General features: G+C 68.4%; 22 protein-coding genes and 2 tRNA genes. 17 read left to right on the top strand and 7 right to left on the bottom strand.

Annotation, left to right across the window (positions count from 1 at the left end):
• On the bottom strand, positions 1 to 240 hold a 240-nt coding region (locus tag D1832_RS15120), incomplete at its 3' end, for a hypothetical protein (RefSeq protein WP_147362610.1).
• A 48-nt stretch (positions 241 to 288) separates the two neighbouring features.
• Here D1832_RS15120 and D1832_RS04490 point away from each other — a divergent pair.
• From D1832_RS04490 to D1832_RS04465, 6 genes are all read left to right on the top strand, one after another.
• Positions 289 to 2,085, top strand: a complete 1,797-nt coding sequence (locus tag D1832_RS04490; protein ID WP_241510856.1) for a DEAD/DEAH box helicase — start codon at positions 289 to 291, stop codon at positions 2,083 to 2,085.
• A 117-nt stretch (positions 2,086 to 2,202) separates the two neighbouring features.
• Positions 2,203 to 2,766 (top strand): YqgE/AlgH family protein, encoded by a 564-nt coding sequence (locus tag D1832_RS04485; RefSeq protein ID WP_241510855.1) that lies wholly within the window; start codon positions 2,203 to 2,205, stop codon positions 2,764 to 2,766.
• Between the two features lie 68 nt (positions 2,767 to 2,834).
• Positions 2,835 to 3,170: a DUF3039 domain-containing protein gene (locus D1832_RS04480; RefSeq protein ID WP_047311938.1), complete on the top strand. Its 336-nt coding sequence runs from the start codon at positions 2,835 to 2,837 to the stop codon at positions 3,168 to 3,170.
• A gap of 154 nt (positions 3,171 to 3,324) precedes the next feature.
• The gene (locus tag D1832_RS04475) at positions 3,325 to 4,485 is read left to right on the top strand and encodes an MFS transporter (RefSeq protein WP_118912807.1); all 1,161 of its coding nucleotides are present in this window, start codon (positions 3,325 to 3,327) and stop codon (positions 4,483 to 4,485) included.
• Between the two features lie 85 nt (positions 4,486 to 4,570).
• On the top strand, positions 4,571 to 6,340 hold the full coding sequence (locus D1832_RS04470; RefSeq protein ID WP_118912777.1) for a DEAD/DEAH box helicase: 1,770 nt from the start codon (positions 4,571 to 4,573) through the stop codon (positions 6,338 to 6,340).
• Between the two features lie 44 nt (positions 6,341 to 6,384).
• The gene (locus D1832_RS04465) at positions 6,385 to 7,209 is read left to right on the top strand and encodes an RDD family protein (protein ID WP_118912776.1); all 825 of its coding nucleotides are present in this window, start codon (positions 6,385 to 6,387) and stop codon (positions 7,207 to 7,209) included.
• A 70-nt stretch (positions 7,210 to 7,279) separates the two neighbouring features.
• Here the strand turns inward: D1832_RS04465 and D1832_RS04460 are convergent, their stop codons facing one another.
• Together D1832_RS04460 and D1832_RS04455 are read right to left on the bottom strand one after the other, a co-directional pair.
• Positions 7,280 to 7,876 (bottom strand): nicotinamidase, encoded by a 597-nt coding sequence (locus tag D1832_RS04460; RefSeq protein WP_118912775.1) that lies wholly within the window; start codon positions 7,874 to 7,876, stop codon positions 7,280 to 7,282.
• Positions 7,873 to 9,186: a nicotinate phosphoribosyltransferase gene (locus tag D1832_RS04455; RefSeq protein WP_118912774.1), complete on the bottom strand. Its 1,314-nt coding sequence runs from the start codon at positions 9,184 to 9,186 to the stop codon at positions 7,873 to 7,875. The genes D1832_RS04460 and D1832_RS04455 overlap by 4 nt, the downstream gene beginning before the upstream one ends.
• A 24-nt stretch (positions 9,187 to 9,210) precedes the next feature.
• Between D1832_RS04455 and clpS the strand changes: the two genes are divergently transcribed.
• The 5 genes from clpS to D1832_RS04430 all read left to right on the top strand — a co-directional run bounded on the left by clpS (position 9,211) and on the right by D1832_RS04430 (position 12,292).
• On the top strand, positions 9,211 to 9,522 hold the full coding sequence (clpS, locus tag D1832_RS04450) for an ATP-dependent Clp protease adapter ClpS (RefSeq protein WP_047312197.1): 312 nt from the start codon (positions 9,211 to 9,213) through the stop codon (positions 9,520 to 9,522).
• Complete coding sequence (locus D1832_RS04445; RefSeq protein WP_118912772.1) at positions 9,522 to 10,280, top strand: DUF2017 family protein; 759 nt, start codon at positions 9,522 to 9,524, stop codon at positions 10,278 to 10,280. The genes clpS and D1832_RS04445 overlap by 1 nt, the downstream gene beginning before the upstream one ends.
• Positions 10,281 to 10,310: 30 nt before the next feature.
• Complete coding sequence (gene gltX, locus D1832_RS04440; protein WP_118912771.1) at positions 10,311 to 11,855, top strand: glutamate--tRNA ligase; 1,545 nt, start codon at positions 10,311 to 10,313, stop codon at positions 11,853 to 11,855.
• 171 nt (positions 11,856 to 12,026) lie between these two features.
• A tRNA-Gln gene (locus D1832_RS04435) sits at positions 12,027 to 12,098 on the top strand.
• A gap of 122 nt (positions 12,099 to 12,220) precedes the next feature.
• A tRNA-Glu gene (locus tag D1832_RS04430) sits at positions 12,221 to 12,292 on the top strand.
• 146 nt (positions 12,293 to 12,438) lie between these two features.
• Here the strand turns inward: D1832_RS04430 and D1832_RS04425 are convergent.
• Complete coding sequence (locus D1832_RS04425) at positions 12,439 to 13,197, bottom strand: IclR family transcriptional regulator (protein WP_047311945.1); 759 nt, start codon at positions 13,195 to 13,197, stop codon at positions 12,439 to 12,441.
• Positions 13,198 to 13,317: 120 nt separating this feature from the next.
• On the opposite strand from D1832_RS04425, the gene leuC reads away from it, so the two are divergent.
• The 3 genes from leuC (at position 13,318) to D1832_RS04410 (ending at position 15,940) form a co-directional block, all read left to right on the top strand.
• Entirely contained in the window at positions 13,318 to 14,709 is a 1,392-nt protein-coding gene (gene leuC / locus D1832_RS04420) for a 3-isopropylmalate dehydratase large subunit (RefSeq protein WP_118912770.1), read from the top strand.
• 20 nt (positions 14,710 to 14,729) lie between these two features.
• Positions 14,730 to 15,323 (top strand): 3-isopropylmalate dehydratase small subunit, encoded by a 594-nt coding sequence (leuD, locus tag D1832_RS04415; protein ID WP_047311947.1) that lies wholly within the window; start codon positions 14,730 to 14,732, stop codon positions 15,321 to 15,323.
• A 290-nt stretch (positions 15,324 to 15,613) separates the two neighbouring features.
• Positions 15,614 to 15,940 (top strand): HU family DNA-binding protein, encoded by a 327-nt coding sequence (locus D1832_RS04410; RefSeq protein ID WP_118912769.1) that lies wholly within the window; start codon positions 15,614 to 15,616, stop codon positions 15,938 to 15,940.
• A gap of 79 nt (positions 15,941 to 16,019) precedes the next feature.
• Here the strand turns inward: D1832_RS04410 and D1832_RS04405 are convergent, their stop codons facing one another.
• Both D1832_RS04405 and D1832_RS04400 read right to left on the bottom strand, forming a co-directional pair.
• The gene (locus D1832_RS04405) at positions 16,020 to 16,247 is read right to left on the bottom strand and encodes a cold-shock protein (RefSeq protein WP_118912768.1); all 228 of its coding nucleotides are present in this window, start codon (positions 16,245 to 16,247) and stop codon (positions 16,020 to 16,022) included.
• The gene (locus tag D1832_RS04400; protein WP_118912767.1) at positions 16,244 to 16,846 is read right to left on the bottom strand and encodes a glycosyltransferase family protein; all 603 of its coding nucleotides are present in this window, start codon (positions 16,844 to 16,846) and stop codon (positions 16,244 to 16,246) included. The genes D1832_RS04405 and D1832_RS04400 overlap by 4 nt, the downstream gene beginning before the upstream one ends.
• A gap of 144 nt (positions 16,847 to 16,990) precedes the next feature.
• Between D1832_RS04400 and D1832_RS04395 the strand changes: the two genes are divergently transcribed.
• A complete protein-coding gene (locus D1832_RS04395) occupies positions 16,991 to 17,758 on the top strand; it encodes a lysophospholipid acyltransferase family protein (protein ID WP_118912766.1) in 768 nt (255 codons plus the stop codon).
• Positions 17,755 to 18,756, top strand: a complete 1,002-nt coding sequence (locus tag D1832_RS04390; protein ID WP_118912765.1) for an NAD(P)H-dependent glycerol-3-phosphate dehydrogenase — start codon at positions 17,755 to 17,757, stop codon at positions 18,754 to 18,756. Before D1832_RS04395 ends, D1832_RS04390 begins: the two co-directional genes overlap by 4 nt.
• A gap of 19 nt (positions 18,757 to 18,775) precedes the next feature.
• On the opposite strand, the gene D1832_RS04385 is transcribed toward D1832_RS04390, so the two are convergent.
• Positions 18,776 to 19,867 carry a trans-sulfuration enzyme family protein gene (locus D1832_RS04385; RefSeq protein ID WP_118912806.1) on the bottom strand — a complete coding sequence of 364 codons (1,092 nt, stop codon included), beginning with the start codon at positions 19,865 to 19,867 and terminating at the stop codon, positions 18,776 to 18,778.
• A 74-nt stretch (positions 19,868 to 19,941) separates the two neighbouring features.
• Here D1832_RS04385 and D1832_RS04380 point away from each other — a divergent pair, with 74 nt between their 5' ends.
• Positions 19,942 to 21,063 (top strand): D-alanine--D-alanine ligase family protein, encoded by a 1,122-nt coding sequence (locus D1832_RS04380; protein ID WP_047311954.1) that lies wholly within the window; start codon positions 19,942 to 19,944, stop codon positions 21,061 to 21,063.
• The last annotated feature ends 9 nt before the right edge of the window (positions 21,064 to 21,072 follow it).

Genomic DNA, 21,072 nt, shown 5'->3' with positions numbered 1-21,072 from the left:
CGTGGTGGTCGTGACTTCGGTGGCCGTCGTGACGGCGGTTTCCAGGGCCGTGACGAGCGTCGTGGTGGTTTCAACCGTGACGACCGTGGCGGTCGCGATGGCGGTTTCGCGCGTCGTGACGACCGTGGTTTCAACCGCGACGACCGCGGTGGCCGTGACTTCGGTGGCCGTCGTGACGGCGGCTTCGCCCGCCGCGATGACCGCGGCGACCGCGGTTTCGACCGCCAGGGAGAGCGCCACGGGCGCCCCGACCGTCCCTTCCGCGACGAGACCCTTCGCGACGACGCCGTGAGCGAGAGCGTGACGACCGGCGACGAGCTCGCGACGGCCAACATCGACGAGCAGGCTGCGTCGGCGCAGTTCGAGACCCCGGTGCGCGATGCCGGTGTCGTCGACTCCGAGGTGCCCGGCACCGAGGGCGAGCAGAACCACGCTGAGGCCGTCGACGACATCGACGCCACGGATGAGATGAACCCCGTCGGCGGCGAGCCCACCGACGAGGCGCCGATCGTCGTGCCGGGCGAGGACGTCGAGCCGACCGCTGAGGCAGACATCGACGCCGCTGCAGCCGACGCGGAGCCCGTCGACGAGCGCACCTTCGCCGACCTCGGTCTGCCCAACACTCTCGTGGAGCGCATGGCGCGCGACGGCATCACGAAGCCGTTCCCGATCCAGGCCGCCACGATTCCGGACGCCCTCGCCGGCAAGGACGTGCTCGGCCGCGGCCGTACCGGTTCGGGCAAGACGCTCGGCTTCGGTCTGCCGATGCTGACGCGCCTCGCCGAGGGCGGCCCGGCCCGCGCCCACATGCCGCGCGCCGTTGTTCTCGTGCCGACGCGTGAACTCGCCATGCAGGTGAGCGACGCGCTGCAGCCGCTCGTTCACGTCGTGGGCCTCAAGCACAAGCTCGTTGCCGGCGGTATGCCGTACGAGCCGCAGCTGTCGGCCCTCGAGCGCGGTGTCGACGTTCTCATCGCCACCCCGGGTCGTCTCTCCGACCTCATCGAGCGCGGTGCGGCCGACCTCTCCCGCGTCGAGATCGCAGTGCTCGACGAGGCCGACCACATGGCCGAAATGGGCTTCCTCGAGGCCATCACCGAGATCCTCGACCTCGTGCCCGAGGGCGGTCAGCGTCTGCTGTTCTCCGCGACGCTCGACCGCGGCATCGACAAGATCGTCGACAAGTACCTCGTCGACCCTGTGACGCACTCGACCGATGACGGCACCGCCACCGTCACGACGATGGCGCACCACGCGCTCATCATCGAGCCGCGCGACAAGAAGGTCGTCACGGCCGAGGTGGCCAACCGCGAGGGACGCACCGTCGTCTTCGTCCGCACCAAGATGGGCGCCGACCGCGTTGCCGACGAACTGCGTGAGCAGGGCGTCATGGCGGCTGCGCTGCACGGTGGCCTCAACCAGGGCCAGCGCAACCGCGTCCTGTCCGCCTTCAAGGACGGCCGCGTGCCGGTGCTCGTCGCCACGGACGTCGCAGCTCGCGGCATCCACGTCGACGAGGTGGGCGTCGTCCTCCAGGTCGACCCGCCGGCCGACCACAAGGACTACCTGCACCGTGCCGGTCGCACGGCGCGTGCGGGCGAGAAGGGCACCGTCGTGACCCTCGCCCTGCCGCACCAGCGTCGCTCGATGCAGCGTCTGCTCGACGAGGCCGGTGTCGACACCAGCCTCGTGAAGGCCCGCCCGGGTGACGACGTCATCGTCGCCGCCGGTGGTTCGACGCCCGAGGGTCGCTCGATCTCCGAGGACGACCTGCGTCGCGTGCTCTCGCCGCGCAACGACCGCGGTGGACGCGGTGGCCGTGGTGGCTACGACCGCGGTGGACGCGGCGGATACGACCGCGGTGGCCGGGGCGGTTACGACCGCGGTGGTCGCGGCGGATATGACCGTGGTGGTCGTGGACGCTTCGGTGACCGTGACGATCGTGGTGGCCGCGGTGGCTACCGAGGCGAGCGCGACGACCGTCGTGGCAGCTACCGTGACGACATCGATGGTGGCTTCGAGCGCCAGAACCGTCGTCAGAACTTCGGCGGCGACCGTGGTGGTTTCCGCGGAGGCCGCGACTGATCGCAGTCGTCAGTGCTGTTGCTCGACCCCGTCCGCTTCGTGCGGGCGGGGTCGAGCCCGTTCTACGAGATGCGGGGCGGCTCGCCCCCGCCCACGTGCGTGGCCCACAATGGCCGCGTGAGTTCATTGACGGGGCGTCTGCTCGTCGCCGTGCCGCGTCCGCACGATGGTGACGAGGGCGACCTGTTCACGCGCAGCGTCGTCTTCGTCCTTCACCACGACGATGAGGGCGCGCAGGGACTCGTCCTCGACTTCCCGTTGGAAGCCGGCGTTGATTCGGTGCTTCCCGGATGGCAGGACGTCGTGTCTGCACCGGACCGTCTCTTCCAAGGCGGTCCTGTCGGTCTCGACCGGGCCATCGCCCTGGCCAATGTCCCGGGCCGCGACGAGGTGCTCGGCACGACCCGTCTGTTCGGTTCGCTCTCGCTCGTCGACCTCGACGCTCCACCGGCCCTCTTGGCAGCTCAGCTAGCTGGCATGCGCGTCTTCGCCGGTTCGGCCGGCTGGGAGGCGGGCCAGCTCGACGCCGAACTCGCCGATGACTGGTGGTTCGCGGCGGACTACGAGATCGGCGACCTCTTCGACGACGATCCGGACACGCTGTGGCAGCGGATCGTGAGGCGCCAGCCGTTCCCGCTCAACCTCATGGCCACGTTCCCGGACGATCCATCGCTCAACTGAGTTGGAGCCCCCGGGAGCCGGGACGCACTTCGCCGTGGTGCCTGTGTGCCAGGTCTAGACTGGCGGCCATGAGCGCCCCAGTCACGAACTCCTCGATCGACGACCCGAACGCGCCGCAGAGCGACCCCGGAAACCCGGGCGGACTCGGCGGACCGGGCACGTCGACGGCCGTGCTCGAACGCGAAGAGACGCAGCACCAGCTCTCCGAGCCCGGCGACCACGAACGCTTCGCGCACTACGTGCGCAAGGAGAAGATCATGGAGTCGGCGCTCTCCGGTGAGCCGGTTGTCGCCTTGTGCGGCAAGGTCTGGGTGCCGGGGCGCGACCCCGAGAAGTTCCCGGTCTGCCCGACCTGTAAGGAGATCTACCAGGGCCTTCGAGCACCGCAGGACGGCGGCGAGTAGACAACGCTTCCACCAGCGGACACCCACGCGGTGGCCGCTGGTGTTTTCTCGTCGACACTGACCTGACGAGTGAGCGCCGTCCGAGGCGTGGGCAGAGTCTCGAACATGCGACCAACTGTGCGCGAGTGCGGTGGCGGCGTGGCACCATCCGCGTATGAGTTCCGTCACCCGAGCCGGTCTCGGTCGACGTCGCCCCGCGGTCGCGGCTGCCTTCGCCGGTCAGGGGTTCGTCTTCATCCTGCTCACGACGAAGCTGCCGCGGCTTCAGGAGCGCTTCGACCTGAGCCCGGGAGACTTCTCCCTCCTCATGTTGGCGCTCGTCCTCTGCGCAGGTGTGGGTTCCCTCCTCGGTGAGCGCATTGCACCGCGACGGGGGAGTGGCCTGGCGCTGCGTCTGGGCTTCGCGCTCGTCGTGCTCAGCGTCCCCGCGATGGCGGCCGCGCCGTCGGTGGCGCTCCTGGCTGTCGGGATGAGCGCCTACGGCATCGCCCTCGGGCTGGCGGATGCGGGCACCAACATGCAGGGTGTCGGTCTCGAGCACTCCTACGGGCGCACCATCATGCCCACGTTTCACGCCGCGTGGACGTGCGGTGGCGTGGCAGCCACGGTGCTCGCGCTCCTCACGAAGAACTGGAGTTTCGAGGCCGTCGCGGTTGTCGGAGTTCTCGTGCCGCTCGCTCTGGTTGCTGCGCCGTACGTGCGCGGTGCCGGCCCCGTGACCCCGATCGGTGACGACGGCTCCAAGGTGCCGTGGCGCCGCATCCTGCCCGTCGGGATCGCGATGGTGCTCTTCTACATGGTCGACACCGCCGCCACGACCTGGGGCCCGAGCTACCTCCACCACGTCTTCGGTTCGGGCGCGGCGCTCGTGGCCGTGGCGACGTTGCCGTACCTCGTCGCGTCTCTCGTGGGACGCGCCTGCGGTGACCGCCTCGCAGAACACTTCTGCGCCGCTAATCTCGTGCGCTCCGCGGCCTTCGTCGGGGCCGCCGGGTTGGGCGTGGTGGTCTGCGCGCCCCACCCGCTCATCGCCGTGCTCGGCTTCACCGTAGCCGGCCTGGGTCTCGCGACGGTGGCACCTCTCGCCTTCTCCGCAGCGGCCAAGATCGCGCGTGAGCAGACCTCGTCCGAGCCCGAGGCCGTGCGCGCCAAGGTGGACGCGATCATCGCCCGGTTCAACCAGTTCAACTACCTCGGCGGCATCCTCGGCGCCGTGATGACCGGTGCCGTCGGCAACGACTCGCTGCGCTACGGATTCGCCATCCCCATGGTGCTCGTCCTCTTCCTGGCACCGCTGGCGCGGTCCTTTCGCTGAGGGCTCGTTCGGGCTCGGCGGCGTGGCCGGAGCCACCCTCGGAGGCGTCCGGGCTGTCGGTGGTCGCCGGTAGACTTGCTCGCCTATGAGTACTTCGGCTGCAGAGCATCTGTCACCCGCCTTTCCGGAGCGGGCAGCCTGGGGTACGGCCGGCAAACTGCGTGCCTGGCAGGCCGGCGCGCTCCAGCGCTACCTCGAGACCAACCCGCGCGATTTCCTCGCAGTCGCAACGCCGGGCGCCGGTAAGACCACCTTCGCTCTGCGCCTCGCCACGGAGCTGCTCGGGCGTGGCATCGTCGACAGCGTCACCATCGTCGCGCCTACCGAGCACCTCAAGACGCAGTGGGCGGACGCCGCTGCCCGCGTCGGTATTCAGATCGACCCGAAGTTCACCAACCGCCAGGTCGACGAGGCATCCGACTACCACGGTGTCGCGCTCACCTACCAGGGCGTGGCGAGCAACCCCGAGGTGCACCGCATCCGCACGCAGCGCACGCGCACGCTCGTCATCCTCGACGAGGTACACCACGGCGGTGACAACAAGAGCTGGGGCGATGCTCTGCGTGTCGCCTTCGACGGCGCCACTCGACGCGTCTGCCTCACCGGAACACCGTTCCGCAGCGACACCAGCCCCATTCCCTTCGTGCGCTACGAACACGACGCTGCAGGTATTCGGCGCAGTGCGAGCGACTACGCCTACGGCTACGCGGAGGCACTCGCGGACGGCGTGGTGCGGCCGGTGCTCTTCCTCGCCTACGGCGGCAACATGCGGTGGCGAACGCGAGCGGGCGACGAGATCGCCGCGCGCCTCGGCACCCCCATGACGAAGGACGCCGTCGCCGGTGCATGGCGCACGGCCCTTGACCCCAACGGCGCCTGGATCCCGTCAGTTCTCCAGGCTGCTGACAAACGCCTGTCAGAGGTGCGCCGCCACGTGCCCGATGCCGGTGGGCTGGTCATCGCCTCCAACCAGACCGCGGCACGGGCGTACGCGCGAACCCTCGAGGCGATCACGGGCTCCAAGCCCACCGTCGTCCTGTCCGACGATCTCGGGGCCAGCTCCCGCATCGAGGACTTCGCGAAGAGCGACGACCGGTGGATGGTCGCGGTGCGCATGGTCTCCGAGGGTGTCGACGTTCCGCGTCTGTGCGTAGGGGTCTACGCCACCTCCACCTCGACGCCGCTGTTCTTCGCCCAGGCCGTCGGCCGCTTCGTGCGCGCTCGTAAGCGGGGCGAGACGGCGTCGGTCTTCCTGCCCACCGTGCCGATCATCCTCGAACACGCAGCACGTCTCGAGGAACAGCGCGATCACGCTCTCGACCGGCCGAGCAGGCCGGGGGAGAGCCCCGAGGACGCCATGTGGTCCGAGGAGGAGGGCCTGCTCGCCGCGACCAACCGCGAGGAGAAGGCCTCCGGCGACCTGCTCGACGACGGCTCGTTCGAAGCCCTCGAATCCGAAGCGGAGTTCGATCACGTCCTCTTCGACGCCGAGCAGTTCGGCATGGGCTTCGAGGTCAGCACCGAGGACGAACAGGAGTACCTCGGTCTGCCGGGGCTTCTCGAGCCCGATCAGGTCTCCAAACTGCTGCGACAGCGTCAGGACAAGCTCGTGAAGTCCGGCCGCAAGCGCCGGGACGACGACGAGCCGGTGGCCGCCCACCGAGCCCTCGCCAACCAGCGCAAGGAGCTCAACGGGCTCGTCGCGCAGTACGCGCGCAAGAGCGGTCAGCCCCACGCCGTCATCCACAACGACCTGCGTCAGCAGTGCGGCGGGCCGACGCTCGACCGCGCCTCGTCGGAGCAGGTGAGCGCTCGGATCGAGCTCATCCGACGGTGGTTCGTCGGACGTCGCTAGACGGTGCGTCCGGCGCAGGCTCCTGCGACACCTAGGCTAGGGGCATGAACGAGCGCCCCTCCGGTTGGTACGACGACCCCGACGACGACACCCAGCTTCGCTACTGGGACGGCATTCTGTGGAGCGACCGCACCATGCCGAAGCTGCGCCCCGGTCTCGACCACGTCGGTGAGGCCCGGCCCGTTCAGCACGTCGAGGAGCCGCCACGCCGTGACGGTGAACCGCGCACCTACCCCGCGCACTGGGGCCCCGAGCAGTCGGGGCGCCGCGACCAGTTCCACGGCCCGCAGTTCCAGGGCTCCCAGCCGGGCACGGCGCCGTTCGGTAACACCGTCGGACAGCCCTCGGGGCTCATCCGCCGCATCCTCGCGACCTTCCTCGACAGGCTGATCGTCTCGCTGCCGGTGTCGCTCGTCGTCCTGCCGTTTCTCGGCGACTGGATGACGCAGATGCAGGAGTACGTCGACAGGTTCATGTCCGCGGCGTCCGCGGGCGAGCAGATGCCGACCATCCCGGCCGACCTCATGACGCCGCCGCTCGCGCTCGCGGGTGCGCTCGTCGCGGCACTGTTCGTGTACGAGGTGCTCATGACGCACTTCGCCGGTGGCGCCACCGTCGGAAAGCGCGCGCTCGGCATCACCGTGGTCCCCGCGGGGACGGCCCAGGGGGCCAAGGAGCGTCTGCCGCTCGGACGGGCGGCTTTGCGCGCGCTCATGAAGTGGGGCCCGGACGCGCTCGCTCTCGTTGCGATCTTCTCCGGCGTCGCTGGATTCCTCCAGGCGCTCATCATCCTCTGGGCCCTGAGCAACGCCAAGCGTCAGGGGCTTCACGACCTCGCGGTCAAGAGCGAGGTTCGTCGCACTCGCTGACGACGTACACACCTCATTGAAGAAGGGCGGCTCCCCACCGGGAAGCCGCCCTTCGTCAATATTCCGACGGTCAGCCGTTGACCACGGGTGTGCCGACCAGTTCGACGCCGGCCGTGCGCAACTCCTCGAGCGCGGCGTGGGTGGTCTCCTGCGCGACGCCCGCCGTCATACCGAGCAGGACGCGGGTGAGAAAACCTTCGCGCGCGGCGTCGAGCGCGGTTGCGCGCACGCAGTGATCCGTGGCGATGCCGACGATGTCGACCTCACCCACGCCTGCGCCCCGCAACCACGTAGCCAGGCCCTGGCCCTTGCCGTCGAGGTCGTCGTGGCCCTCGAAACCGGAGTAGGCAGCCTCGAACTGGCCCTTGCGGAAGCGAGCGTCGAAGCGATCCTCGACCGGTTCGAGCGCGGGGTGCAGTTCGGCGCCGGGCGTGCCGACCTCGCAGTGCACGGGCCAGGTGTCGCGGTAGTCGGGTGTCTCGCTCCAGTGAGAGCCCGGGTCGACGTGCCAGTCCTGCGTGGCGACGAGCGTGTCGTAGGACGAGAGCGCCACGTAATCCGCGATCGCCTCCGCCACACCGGCGCCGCCGGCCACGGCCAGAGAGCCGCCTTCGCAGAAGTCGTTCTGCACGTCGACGACGACGAGGGCGCGGCCGGTGTCGCTCATACGCCTCGCCTCTCGTAACGCGTCGGGATGACGGCTTCGCCACGCGACATCTGGTGCGCCGTGGCGGGCAGTTCCGCGCGGGAGCGCTCGTGGGTCTCGCGGGCCGTCTTCGCGTCGGTGGCAACGATGACCTCGCCGCCCTGGACGAGCTGCACGAGCATCTCGCGGTCGCCGCCGTCGTCCTGAGGCTTCGTGCCGATGCCGATGATCTCGGCCTCGGCCACCCCTTCGGTGTTGCGGCGACGAAGTGCCCACTTGCGCCCGCCGACGGAGATCTTGTCCTTGCTCTTCTTCGCGACGTCGATCATCTCGCCGTTGTCGTCCGAGTGCTGGACCAGTTTGTAGACCATGCCGGCCGTCGGGGCGCCGGAGCCGGTGACCAGCGAGGTGCCCACGCCGTAAGCGTCGACCGGGCCGGCTGCCAGGGCGGCGATCGCGTACTCGTCGAGGTCGCTCGTCACGACGATCTTCGTGTTCTTCGCGCCGAGTGAGTCGAGCTGGGCCCGCACCTCGCGCGCCTGGACGAGCAGATCGCCGGAGTCGAGTCGGACGCCTCCGAGTTCGGGACCGGCAACCTCGACCGCGATGTTCACGGCGTTCGTCACGTCGTAGGTGTCGACGAGCAGCGTCGTGTTCTTGCCGAGCGATTCGACCTGCGTGGTGAAGGCCTCACGCTCGTCGTCGTGCAGCAACGTGAAGGCGTGAGCCGACGTGCCGGCGGTCGGTACGTCGAAGCGCCGCCCGGCCTCGAGGTTGGACGAGGTGGCGAAGCCCGCGACGTAGGCCGCACGCGCGGCGGCCACGGCGGCCTCCTCGTGGGTGCGCCGCGAGCCCATCTCGATGCAGGGGCGGCCCGCTGCGGCCGACGTCATGCGGGAGGCCGCTGCGGCAACGGCTGAGTCATGGTTGAGGATCGACAGGGCGAGGGTCTCGAGCAGGACGCCCTCGGCGAACGTCGACTCCACGACGAGAAGGGGCGACCCGGGGAAGTAGCACTCGCCTTCGGGGTAGCCGTAGATGTCACCGGAGAAGCGGTAGTCGGCGAGCCATTCGAGCGTGCTTTCGTCGACGACGTCCCGCTCGCGCAGGTCGTCGATCTCCGCGTCGGTGAAGCGGAAGTTCTTGAGGGCCTCGAGGAAGCGCCCTGTTCCGGCCACGACGCCGTACCGGCGGCCGTCGGGCAGCCTGCGAGCGAAGACCTCGAAGACGCTGCGGCGCTCGGCCGCGCCGGAACGCAGCGCCGCCTGGAGCATCGTGAGCTCGTAGTGGTCGGTCAACAGGGCCGTCGAGGGCGAGATGTTGGAAGTCACGTGAAGAACTCTAGAGTGGAGGGCGTGTCGATCGCGCCCCCTGACATCGATTTCGACGAGCTGACCGAGCAGTTGACCCGCAGCGAACCGCACGAGAGCGGTGAACGCGCGTGGGTCACGCTCGTGTGGAACGACCCCGTCAACCTCATGAGTTACGTCAGCTTCGTCTTCCAGGATTACTTCGGCTACTCCGAGGCCGAGGCCGAGCGGCTCATGATGCAGGTTCACACCGAGGGCCGCGCCGTCGTGAGCAAGGGCTCGCGCGAGCGGATGGAGGCCGACACGATCGCCATGCACGGCTACAGCCTGTGGGCGACCTACCAGCAGGAGGGCTGATGGCTCAGGCGTTCACCCGCGACCCGGACGACGGCGCTCGCATCATCGGTTTCCTCGAGGACGTGGAGCGATCGCTCGTCATCGAGCTCATGTACCAGACGAGTGTGCTCCTGTCGGATGGCAGCGAGGACGCGGGGGAGACGGACGAGAAGGGCGCGCCGAGTGACGGCGACACCCACGACGACCTCTTCGCAGCCCTCAGCCGTTCGATGGCCGAGCGGGAGGCGCCGCAGGACCCGGCCCTGCGTCGACTGTTGCCTGACGGCGTCAAGAACGACGACGCCGCGGCATCGGAGTTTCGCCGCCTCACCGAATCGACGCTGCGCGACGGGAAGCTGCGCAATCTCGACATCGCCATGCGCGCCCTCGAGGAGGGCTTCGTCGACGAGGAACAGGCCGCGGCGATCGCGGACGACGTCTACGAGCGCGCGAACGACCCGGCCGCCCGGTATGAGCGGGACGATGCTGGGGAACGAGAGGGGAACGACGACAACCTGCAGGACGGGTTGAGCGACGGTTCCCGTGAGGTCGTCCTCGACGAAGCGTCGGCTCGCGCCATGATGATGGCTCTGACCGACGTCCGGCTGGTACTCGCCGAACGCCTCGGCCTGCGTACCGATGAGGACGCCGAGGCGCTGTCGCGCCAGGTGGAGCGTGAGGACGCACCGAAATCGCCCGAGGATCTCCTCGCCGCGTACTACGACTTCCTCACGTGGATGTCGGAATCGCTGACCCTGGCGGTCATGCGCAAGGCCTGACTCCGGGGCGACCACTACGATGGGAGCATCATGAGCGACAAGACTGCTGCAACCATCGAGCCCGCGACGCCCGACGAGGTCCGCCTCCGCGTCGCCCCGTCCCCGACCGGCGATCCGCACGTCGGCACCGCCTACATGGCGATGTTCGACCTGGCGTTCGCGCGCCAGCAGGGCGGCAAGTTCGTCCTGCGCATCGAGGACACCGACCGCGCCCGTTTCCAGGCCGACTCCGAGCAGCAGATCTTCGACACGCTCGAATGGCTCGGCCTGACGTGGGACGAGGGCCCGGACAAGGGCGGCCCGTATGCGCCCTACCGTCAGAGTGAGCGCCTCGACACGTACAAGCCGTACGTCCAGAAGCTGCTCGACGAGGGCAAGGCGTACTACTGCTACTGCACGAGCGAGCGCCTGGCGGAGATGCGCGAGTTCCAGCAGAAGCAGAAGCTGCCCACCGGATACGACCGCATGTGCTACGGCAAGACGCGCGAAGAGCGTTCCAAGGAGCCGGGATTCAGCGACAACCCCGTCGTGCGCATGTTCGTGCCGGACGACGCCCCGCTCACCTTCACCGACCTCATCCGTGGTGAGGTCAAGGCTCCCCGCCCGGACGACCAGGTCATCCTCAAGGCAGACGGCTTCCCGACCTACCACCTCGCCGTCGTCGTCGACGACCACGAGATGGCCATCACCCACGTCGTGCGCGGCGAGGAGTGGATCAGTTCCACGCCGAAGCACATCCTGCTCTACCAGGGCCTCGGCCTGGAGCCGCCGAAGTTCGCGCACATGCCGCTGCTGCGCGACGAGAAGAAGGCGAAAATCTCCAAGCGCAAGAGCCCCTGGGCACGCCTGACGTGGTTCAAGGAGCAGGGCTACCTCCCCGAAGCTCTGCTCAACTTCCTCGCCCTGCTGGGCTACCCACCCGTCATCGAGACGGACGGTTCGGAGCGCGAGGTCTTCACGTTCGAGGAGTTCAGCAAGAACTTCGAGTGGAGCAAGGTCAACACCGTCGGGCCGATCTTCAACCTCGACAAGCTCAACTGGCTCAACGGCCACTACATCCGCGAGTTGCCGACGCGCGAGTTCGCCACGCGTCTGCTGCCGTTCCTCGTCAAGGACGGCGTGCTGTCGGAGCAGCCGTCGCTGCCGGAGCTCGGGCGTCTCAACCTCGTCGCCGAGCAGATCCAGACACGCATCAACCTGCTGTCGGAGGCCACGGCCCTCGTGGCGCCGTTCTTCTGCAAGGACGACGAGCTTCCCATCGCGGACGACGCCCGCTCGCAGCTCAAGGAGACGGCTCCGCAGGTCATCGACGCCGCTATCGAGGCGCTCGAGCCGATCTCCGGCTCGCTCGGCAAGCCCGACGGAAGCGACGTCGAGTGGACGCACGAGCGCATCGAGGCGGCGCTGCGTGAAGCGATCGTCGAGGGGCTCGGTATCAAGCCGAAGTTCGCGTTCGGTCCGCTGCGCACGGCGGTCTCCGGTCAGCGCATCTCGCCGCCGCTGTTCGAGTCCATGGAGATCCTGGGCAAGCACTCGACGATGGAGCGCCTCAAGGCTCTGCGCGCCACGCTCTGACGTTGCCGTAGCGCGCTCCGGCCCCGCCCCTCGATGGGTCGGGCCGGAGCGGGGGAGCGGCACCGGGCGCCGATTTGGCGCCTGGGCCAACGTTCGGTAAAGTTTTCACTCGGTTCGGGGAACGAAGGCCGAGGCCCACAAGGCCGGGGCGCGCGTTCGCTGAAACCCCCTTGGGGTATGGTGTAATTGGCAACACGGATGATTCTGGTTCATTTGTTCTAGGTTCGAGTCCTGGTACCCCAGCGCAAATCACTGGCGCAGAATGGCGATCTCGATCGCGCGCTCGTCGAGTGATTTCGGGAAATCGACAACTTCGGTTAGAGTTTTCCTCGCTGCTGAAAGCCGCAAGGCATCAGGCAGGCCATGGCCCCGTTGTGTAGTGGCCTAGCACGCGCCCTCTCAAGGCGGTAGCGCGGGTTCGAATCCCGTCGGGGCTACATTGAGACAAAGAATCCTCGTCACGCAAGTGACGGGGATTTTTTGTCTGTAGGTGCAATTCTTTCTTCGCGCGAACAAAGGGCGCCTTTCTCATGATTTGTCGTGAGAAAGGTGCCCTTTGTCGTGCCCTATTGCAGGCTTGGGTTCAGGAGCGCGGAGCAGGTGGCGTGACTTGGCTCGTCTGCTGAGCGGCGGCGCGAGCCAAGACCTCCGTGAGCTTGTTGGCGCCGGCGACCACCGTGGCGGCGTGCAGGCGGCCGGGCTGACGGGAGACGCGCTCCACGGGGCCGGAGATCGACACGGCGGCGATGACGTGGCCGCTGGGGGAGCGAACGGGCGCGGAGACCGACGCGACGCCCTGCTCGCGCTCGCTCACCGACTGGGCCCAGCCGCGACGGCGGACGCCGGAGAGCATCGTGGCGGTGAACTTCGAGCCCTGGAGGCCGCGGTGCAGGCGGTCGGGCTCCTCCCACGCCAGAAGCACCTGGGCTGCCGAACCGGCCTGCATGGACAGGGTCGCGCCGACGGGAATCGAATCGCGCAGACCCATGGGGCGGTCCGCGGCGGCGACACAGATGCGCTGGTCGCCCTGACGGCGGAAGAGCTGCGCACTCTCGTTCGTGTGGTCACGCAGAGCGCCGAGAACCGGGCCGGCGGCGGCGAGGAGGCGATCCTCACCCGCGGCGGAAGCGAGTTCGACGAGGCGCGGGCCGAGCACGAAGCGACCCTGCATGTCGCGTGCGACGAGGCGGTGGTGTTCGAGTGCCACAGCCAGGCGGTGAGCGGTGGGGCGGGCCAGGCCGGTGGCCGCCACGAGCTGAGCCAGGGTGGACGGACCGGCTTCGAGCGCCGAAAGCACGATCGCAGCCTTGTCGAGAACGCCGACTCCACTAGAGTTGTCCATGTTCTGATATTGCAGTCTCATGACGCGAGACGCAAGTTCAAAGGCCTGAAGAAAGCGTAACGCTTGAGCAACGGCATTTGTCTCGCGGGTCGGACGGCCCGGTGATTCGAAGGAGGACGCGTGGGGAAAACGCTGGCCGAGAAGGTGTGGCAGCAGCACGTCGTGCGCAGCGCCGAAGGCGAACCGGATCTGCTTTTCATCGATCTTCACCTGCTTCACGAGGTGACGAGTCCGCAGGCGTTCGACGGCCTTCGTCTCGCGGGACGCAGGGTGCGGCGCACCGATCTGACGCTCGCGACGGAGGACCACAACGTTCCCACGACGCCGGGGCCCATCTCCGACCCGGTGAGTCGCACGCAGGTCGAAACGCTGCGCAAGAACTGTGAGGAGTTCGGCGTCCGCCTGTTCCCGATGGGTGACGCCCAGCAGGGCATCGTCCACATCATCGGCCCGCAGCTCGGCCTGACGCAGCCCGGCGCGACGATCGTGTGCGGCGACAGCCACACCTCCACTCACGGCGCGTTCGGCGCCCTGGCCTTCGGCATCGGCACGAGCGAGGTCGAGCACGTGCTCGCCACGCAGGCGCTTCCGCTCAAGCCGTTCCGCACGATGGCGATCAACGTCGACGGTGCGTTGCCCGAGGGCGTGAGCGCGAAGGACATCATCCTCGCCGTCATCGCCGAGATCGGCACGGGGGGAGGCCAGGGTTATGTGCTCGAGTACCGCGGCGAGGCCATCGAGGGCCTGTCGATGGAAGCGCGGATGACGATCTGCAACATGTCGATCGAGGCCGGCGCCCGCGCAGGCATGATCGCTCCCGACGAGACGACGTTCGCCTACCTCGAGGGCCGCGAGTGCGCGCCGGCCGGTGAGGAGTGGGACGCCGCCGTCGAGGAGTGGAAGAAGCTTCGCACCGATGACGACGCGCAGTTCGACGCCGAGGTGACGATCGACGCGGCCTCGCTGTCGCCGTACGTCACGTGGGGCACCAACCCCGGTCAGGGTCTCCCGCTCTCGGCGAACGTTCCCGACCCGGAGTCGTTCGGTGACGACTCGGCGAAGGCCGCCGCCTCCAGCGCCCTCGAGTACATGGGCCTGACGCCGGGGCAGCCGCTCAAGGAGATCAGCGTCGACACGGTGTTCCTCGGTTCGTGTACGAACGGCCGCATCGAGGATCTGCGCGCCGCCGCGGAGGTCATCAAGGGCCGCAAGGTGGCGGACTCCGTGACGATGCTCGTGGTGCCCGGCTCCGCGCGAGTGCGCCTCGACGCCGAGGCCGAGGGGCTCGACAAGGTCTTCACCGAGGCCGGTGCCGAGTGGCGTCTGGCCGGTTGCTCGATGTGTCTGGGGATGAACCCCGACCAACTGCAGCCGGGGGAGCGCAGCGCGTCGACCTCGAACCGCAACTTCGAAGGGCGTCAGGGCAAGGGCGGTCGTACGCACCTGGTCAGCCCCCAGGTCGCCGCCGCCACCGCCGTCGCGGGCACCCTCGCCGAGCCCGGCGATCTGTGAGCACCGAGGAGGAAACTGCCATGGAGCGATTCATCAACCACACGGGCGTCGGCGCCCCGCTGCGCCGGAGCAACGTCGACACCGACCAGATCATCCCCGCCGTGTACCTGAAGCGCGTGACGCGCACGGGCTTCGAGGACGGCCTGTTCTCGGCCTGGCGCAAGGACGAGTCGTTCGTCCTCAACCAGGACGCTTTCCGCGACGCGTCCGTTCTCGTGGCGGGCCCCGACTTCGGTACGGGCTCTTCGCGTGAGCACGCCGTGTGGGCACTCATGGACTACGGCTTCCGGGTCGTCATCAGTTCGCGCTTTGCCGACATTTTCCGAGGCAACTCGGGCAAGGCGGGCTTGCTCACGGCCCAGGTCGAGCAAGGGGATGTCGAACTGCTCTGGAAGTACCTCGAGAACGAGCCGGGCGCTCAGATCTCGGTCGATCTGGAGTCGCGAACCATCACAGCAGGCGAACTCGTCGTGCCGTTCGAGGTGGACGACTACATCCGCTGGCGCCTCATGGAGGGCCTCGACGACATCTCGCTGACCCTGCGTCACGAGGGCGACATCGAGCGGTTCGAAGCTCAGCGTCCGGCCTGGAAGCCGACGACGAGCGTCCGATAGGTGAGATCGAAGAATCCCGGTAGTAGCGGTCTGCGACAAGGAAGTTGCGCGGCAAATCGAGTGTGAGGTCTTGCACAGTTCGCGAATCACGTTCACACTCAAGGATGTCGGCGATTCTTCCCCTTCTACCGCGGAATGGTGCGGCAGTCCGGGTCTTTCGCGCTCGCGTGAAGCGGCGTTCGATAGCACGCGTCGGATGGACGATGCTCCACCCTTGTGGGTAATTTGATCGATATATCTGCGCATTGCGAGGTTTCGCGGGGCAATGCACGCCAGTGAAGGGTGGAGGAATGAACAAGGCAGACCTTGTCGACCGTCTCGAGGAGCGACTCGGGAGCAAGAGGGCGGCACTGGAGGCTGTCGAGGCAGTCGTCGACGTCATCATCCGTGAGGTCGCAGCGGGGAACAAGGTCGGCATCACGGGGTTCGGAACGTTCGAGCGCGTCGATCGCGCCGCGCGCACCGGTCGCAATCCGCGTACGGGCGAGGCTGTCCACATCGACGCCACCGCCGTGCCGAAGTTCACCCCCGGCACCAATTTCAAGGTCGTCACTGCGGACCCGAACAAGCTTCCGCGTACCGGTAATGCGGGTGGACGTGCCAGCGCCTCGCGCTGAGCGTTGACAGCGAAGAAGGACCCCGAGACCGGCTTGGTCTCGGGGTCCTTCTTTCGTTCTCCCAGTACTCGCGTCGAGGTCAGCGGATGGTTTGTCCGGCGCCGATTCCATCGATCCACAGTCGGCGAATACCGTCGGGGCCCATGTCGACGTTGAGGCGTTGACCGACACGGAGCGTGCGCAGGCTGCTGCGCATGAACGCCTCGGTGGAGAAGGCCAGCACCCGGCCGTTGTCGGTGATGACCTCGCCGGTGAGTGTTTCGGGATCGAAGCGGTGGACGCTCGCCTGTTCCTGCACGATGCTCACGCTCCCTTCGTCGCCGAGCGTTCGAGGGCTGCGGTGCGTGAGCCGACGGGTTCACGACCCTCGACGACGTGGCGCGCGAGATCGTCCGTCAAGTGCGATCCGACACTCACGGCGACGCGTTGGTGACGTCCGGCGCTCGAGCCACCGAAACGGGGAGCCAGCCGTGCGGGGTCGTGGTGGCTGATGGCGACGGAGCCGCCGTCGTCGGAGACCACGACTGCGGATTCGGTAGCGGCACAAGCACGCAGCAGAGCGCTGATCGTGTCGCCGTCGGCGTAGGGAAGCGGGCCGAGCAACACGGCGCCGGAGCGTTCGGGATGGGACCTGACCCAGTCGGCGAGCGCCGCAGTCAGTGCGGCGTTGAGATCGCGGCCCTGTTCGCGTGCGTGAGCCCCTGCTTCCGTCGCGCCGGTTCGCACGGCCTCGTCATCGCTGAGGACGAGAAGGTTGGCAGGTTCGACGGCAGCGCTCACGGCGTCGATCGTGTCGAGGGCGCTCGCTCGAGCCCACGCGACGGGGTCGACGGTGCGGGGCGCGGCGAGGCTTCGACCGTCGCTGAACGCGAGGACGATGCTCCAGGTGGACGATCGGTTCTGCACGGTTTGAATGCTCGCAGATTTCGCGGACGAATGCCCAGGAGGACCGTCCGGTGTGTTTCTGCGGTCGGTGGCCGACGACTCGGAGCTCCGGCCCGCCCTCGGGCCGGCCCGCGGCTAGAGTTGCGCACGAGCCAGGAGGTGCCCATGTCCGACGTTTCGCTCGACGAGAGTGAACGCAACGGTGTCGTGCGATTCATCACGCGTGTCGTCGCGCCCGGGATCTCGCCGTGGTTGCGGGAGACCTGGCGCGGTGCCGAGCACGTGCCCGACCACGGCCCGGCTGTCATCGCGGGCAATCACCTGAGCTACTCCGACCCCTTCGTCCTGGGTCGTTTCCTCCTGCACGCAGGGCGTCTGCCGCACTTTCTCGGCAAGGCCGAGGTCTTCGCGACGCCCGTCCTGGGGCCGCTTCTCAAGCGTGCCGGCCAGATCCCCGTCCACCGAGGCACAGCGCGGGCCGCTGACAGCTTCTCCGCTGCCGTCGACGCCGTGGAGTCGGGCAAGATCGTCTGCCTCCTGCCCGAGGGAACGCTCACGCGCGACCCCGACCTGTGGCCCATGGCCGGAAAGTCAGGGGCCGCTCGCATTGCGCTGACGACCGGGTGTCCGCTGGTGCCCGTCGCCATGTGGGGTCCCGAGCGGATCCTGCCCCCAAGGCGCAACGCCCTGAAGTCGCTGCCGAGCGCGGTGGTTCGCCGCCACGACGTCACGGTGAGTGCCGGGCCGCCCGTCGACCTCGACGACCTGCGAGCACGGCCACTCGACGCCGAGGTGCTCACCGAGGCAACAGCTCGGGTCATGGCGGCCATCACGGAGCTTCTCGTCGAGATCCGGGGCGAGTCCCCGACGACGACACCACTGGACAACCCGCGCGTGCGATCGCGCTCGAGTCGAACGGAAGGCGCACGATGACCAAGGCCACGGTCATGGGATCGGGAAGTTGGGGAACGGCGTTCGCCGCGGTGATGGCGGACGCGGGCACTGACGTCACGATGTGGAGCAGACGCCCCGAACTCGCCGAAGCCATCGAGACGACCCGCGTCAACGACGACTACCTGCCGAGCCTGCGCCTGACCGACCGTGTGCATGTCACGAGTGATGTCGCAGAGGCGATGGACGGCTCCGACATCCTCGTTCTCGCGGTGCCGTCGCAGACGTTGCGCGAGAACCTCGAGGGTTGGCGCGAACACATCCCGGACGGCGCGCCGCTCGTGTCGCTGATGAAGGGCATCGAGCTCGGAACCCTCAAGCGGATGACCGAGGTCATGGAAGAGGTTGCGGAGGTGCCCGCCGACCGGGTGGTCGTCGTCTCGGGGCCGAACCTGGCCAAGGAGGTCGCCGACAAGCAGCCCGCGGCGGCCGTCGTCGCCGCGTCACGTCACGGAGTGCGTTCGAAGGTGGCGGAAGCCTGCGCGGCGCCGTACTTCCGGCCGTACACCAACGCCGACGTCGTGGGTACCGAGATCGCCGGCGCGGTGAAGAACGTCATCGCCCTGAGCGTGGGCATGGCGCACGGCCTGGGTATGGGGGAGAACTCGACGGCCACTCTGCTGACCCGCGGACTTGCCGAGACGGCGCGTCTCGGTGTCGCGCTGGGAGCCGACCCGCAGACGTTCCTCGGTCTCGCCGGCGTGGGCGACATGATGGCCACCTGCAGCTCACGTCTGTCGCGAAACCACCAGTTCGGCCTCGCGCTGTCGGAGGGCAAGACGGTCGAGGAGATCACTGCCGCGACCAACCAGACCGCCGAAGGCGTCAAGTCGTGCCGCTCGATCCTCGAGCTGGCGCGCAGCGTCCACGTCGACATGCCGATCGTCGAAGGCGTCCACGCCATCCTCCACGAGGGTTGGACGCCCGACGAGATGGTCCGCGCCCTCATGTCGCGTTCGCGCAAGAGCGAGCGCGTCTGAGGCTCGAGGTTGGTCGGACTCAGGCGCTGGATCCCGTGAGGGCGGCGTCGAGGTCACACCACAGGTCGTCGACGTCCTCGACACCGACGGAGAGCCGCAGGAGGTTCTCCGGCACGCTCTCGGGCTCGAGGGCGTGGCGACGGCGGCGCTCCAGCATCGACTCGACGCCGCCCAGGCTCGTTGCGGGCAGCCACACGTCGACGGCGTCCTCGACGGCGCTCGCTGCCGACTGGCCGCCGTCCACCTCGACGGCGATCATGGCTCCGGTGCCGGGGTAGCGGACGCGGACGACGTTCGGGTGCTCCTCCAGGCGCGCGGCCAGTTCGGCCGCGTTCGCGCAGGCCCGCTCCCAGCGCAGATGGAGCGTGCGCATGCCCCGCAGCGCGAGCCACGTCTCGGACGGCCCGGGGATCGCGCCACCGAGGGTGCGCGCCGTGAGCAGTCGTTCGGCGAGTGAGGAATCGTTCGTCACCGCCGCGCCGAGGAGGACATCGCTGTGACCGGCGAGGTACTTCGTCACCGAGTGGACGACGACGTCGACCCCGTCGTCGAGCGGACGGCGGCCGAGCGGGGTGTTGAACGTGTTGTCCTCGACGACGAGAGCGCCCGCGGCGTGCGCGCACCTCGTCACGGCGGCGACGTCGCAGGTCTCGAGCGTCGGGTTCGCGGGGGACTCGATCCACACGACGTCGACGCCGTCCGTCAGGGCTCGTTCGACGGCCGAGGTGTCGGACAGATCGATGCGGACGAGGCGAGCGCGACCGCTTGCGACCCACGTCTCGAGCAGCCCTGAGGTGCCGTTGTAGAAGTGGCGCGGCGCGAGCACCGTTCCGCCGTGCGGCAGGAGGGACAGTGTTGCGCTGATGGCGCCCATCCCGCTGGCGAACGCGAGCGCGCGAGTGGAGTCGTCACCCTCGAGCGCTGCGAGCGTCGTCTCGAAGGCGCTCCAGGTCGGGTTGCCGACGCGCGCGTAGTTGACGTCGCCGCCCGCGACGTACGTCGACGTCATCGCCAGTTCGGGACTCACCGAGGCGCCGGGGGAGCGTGGGGGACGGCCCGAGCCGACGAGGCGGGTCGCAGGTGCGAGGGGTCGAGAAGGGTCGCCTGTCATGACGTCGAGCCTGGCACGGCTCGTCGGTGCGAGGTTCGCAGGTTGCGGCATGTGGACGGCTAGAGTGACAGACGATGAGCACTTCCCAGACCCGTACCCGCGTCGCCGTCGTCTTCGGTGGACGCTCCTCCGAACACGCCATCTCGTGTGCCACGGCCGCAGGTGTCCTCGCGGCGATCGATCGCGACCGCTACGAGGTCGTGCCGATCGGCATCACGAAGACCGGTCAGTGGGTCCTCATGCCCGACGACGTCGAGGCGCTCGCCATCAAGGACAAGCAGCTTCCGGAGGTGAAGAGCGGCTCCGGCAAGGAGGTGCTCGTCGCGCCGTCGCCGGAGCAGCACGACATCCTCGTGCTCGAGCCGGGCGAGACCCCCGAGGCGCTCACCTCGGTCGACGTCGTCCTGCCGTTGCTGCACGGCCCGTTCGGTGAGGACGGCACCCTGCAGGGGCTGCTCGAACTGGCCGACCTGCACTACGTGGGCTCCGGCGTGACGGCGTCGGCCGTCATGATGGACAAGCACATGATGAAGGTCGTCTTCGCGGCCGCCGGTCTGCCGGTCGGGCCGTACACCGTCATCACCGACAAGGAGTGGCGCCGCGACAAGGCCGCAGCCATGGACGCCGTCGCGTCGCTGGGTTGGCCGGTCTTCGTCAAGCCCGCGCGTGCGGGCTCGTCGGTCGGAATCTCGAAGGTGAACGGCCCGGACGAGCTCGAGGCGGCCATCGAGATGGCACGCCGGAGCGACCCGAAGGTCGTCGTCGAGGCGGGCATCGTCGGCCGCGAGGTCGAGTGCGGCGTGCTGGAAGGCCACGGCAGCGACCTGCCGCGAGCGTCTGAACTCGGTGAGATCGAGGAGATCGGCGCGCACGACTTCTACGACTTCGAGGCCAAGTACCTCAACGACGACGGGCTGCGCCTGTCGTGCCCGGCCGACGTCCCGGCCGACGACGCCGCCCGCATCAAGGAACTGTCGATCACAGCGTTCGACGCCGCCGGTTGCGAGGGTCTCGCGCGCGTCGACTGGTTCTACACGCCCGAGGGCACGCTGTACCTCAACGAGATCAACACGCTGCCGGGCTTCACGCCGGTCTCGATGTTCCCGCAGGTATGGAACGCCAGTGGTCTCGGCTACACCGAGCTCATCACCGACCTCATCGAGTTGGCGCGCGAGCGCCGCACGGGGCTGCGCTGACGTCGGCTG

Origin of the sequence: Dermacoccus abyssi (assembly GCF_003515945.1) — a bacterium.
Lineage (GTDB): Bacteria > Actinomycetota > Actinomycetes > Actinomycetales > Dermatophilaceae > Dermacoccus > Dermacoccus abyssi.
This window is presented reverse-complemented; position numbering and strand designations above follow the sequence as displayed.